Source organism: Methylophaga sp. UBA4204, assembly GCF_002379485.1.
In the GTDB taxonomy this organism is placed as follows: domain Bacteria; phylum Pseudomonadota; class Gammaproteobacteria; order Nitrosococcales; family Methylophagaceae; genus Methylophaga.
Genome location: NZ_DFTU01000059.1, coordinates 13,653 through 15,157 on the forward strand (window position 1 = coordinate 13,653; position 1,505 = coordinate 15,157).

General features: G+C 47.6%; 1 protein-coding gene. It reads left to right on the forward strand.

What is annotated here, in order from left to right:
- On the forward strand, positions 1-1,414 hold a 1,414-nt coding region (locus B3182_RS08485), incomplete at its 5' end, for an ABC transporter ATP-binding protein (RefSeq protein ID WP_292752344.1).
- Positions 1,415-1,505 lie beyond the last annotated feature (91 nt).

Consider the following 1,505-nt stretch of genomic DNA (forward strand, 5'->3'; position numbering starts at 1 on the left):
AATCGCCATCAGTGAATATGAAACCCGTGGCAGTGGTGGAATATCCTCGCATTTTGTCACCGATATTGAGGTGATTGATAATTTTATTGGCAATACCATAAGCCGGTTTATCGTTGCAGTGCTGAGTATTATCGGCACCGCCGTGATCCTGCTGTTTCTGCACTGGCAACTGGCTTTATTGATTCTGTTTATGAATCCCCTGGTGATTTATTTCACCATGCGTGTGGGGAAACACGTCAAAAATCTGAAAAAAAATGAAAATACGGCGGTGGAGGTTTTTCAGCAGAGCCTGACTGAAACACTTGATGCCATTCAGCAGATCCGTGCCGCCAACCGAGAAAAACATTATTTTCTGCGAGTTATCGATCGGGCTCGCGGAGTCCGCACCCATGCCACTGACTATGCTTGGAAAAGCGATGCCGCCAATCGTATTTCTTTTGTCATATTCCTGTTTGGGTTTGATATCTTTCGCGCGGTAAGCATGTGGATGGTGGTGTTTTCCGATTTGAGTATCGGTCAGATGTTTGCCGTATTTGGCTATCTCTGGTTCATGATGGGACCGGTACAAGAAGTGTTGAATATTCAATATGCCTTTTATGCTGCGGGTGCCGCGGTTTCTCGTCTAAACAAATTGTTTTCGTTAAAACAGGAAGTTGTTTATCCGGCCAAAACCAATCCGTTTATCGAAGGCCAGGCCAGCAGTATCCGCATTGAAAATCTGCATTTCAGTTATGACGAAAATAATCCGGTACTCAGCGGTGTTTCGCTGGAAATCAAAGCCGGTGAAAAAGTGGCTCTGGTGGGCGCCAGTGGTGCCGGTAAATCCACGCTGGTCAATGTGTTATTAGGCTTGTATCCGGCCGATAAAGGCATGGTGTATTTCAATGATGTGCCGGTCAGCGAGATAGGGCTGGAAGGGGTGCGCGAGCATGTCGCAACCGTATTACAACATCCTGCATTGTTTAATGACTCGGTGCGGGAAAACATTACACTGGGACGTGATTATCCCGATACAGCAATCTGGCAGGCGATAAAAACCGCGCAGATTGAGGATGTCATTCAGGCCATGCCAAAAGGACTGGATACACTGGTTGGCCGTTCCGGTGTTAAGCTCTCCGGCCGCCAACGCCAACGCCTTGCCGTCGCCAGAATGGCATTAATGAATCCCAGTGTGGTGGTGCTCGATGAGGCTACTTCAGCGCTGGACAGCAATACCGAGCATCATCTGCATATCGCCTTGGCGGATTATCTGAAAAACCGCACCACCATCATCATTGCTCATCGCTTAAGTGCTGTTCGGCAAGCCGATCGTATTGTGGTGTTTGATGGTGGTGAAATCATTGCCGATGGCGATCACGACAGCCTGATTCAGGAACACGGCATTTATCAGAAACTCTATGCCCAGCAGATTTGATATCAAAACCACAAAATAACCACAGAGGCACAGAGGGCACAAAGAAAGCTTTCGGGAGTATGTGGTTATTTTATCCGCAGATTACGCAGAT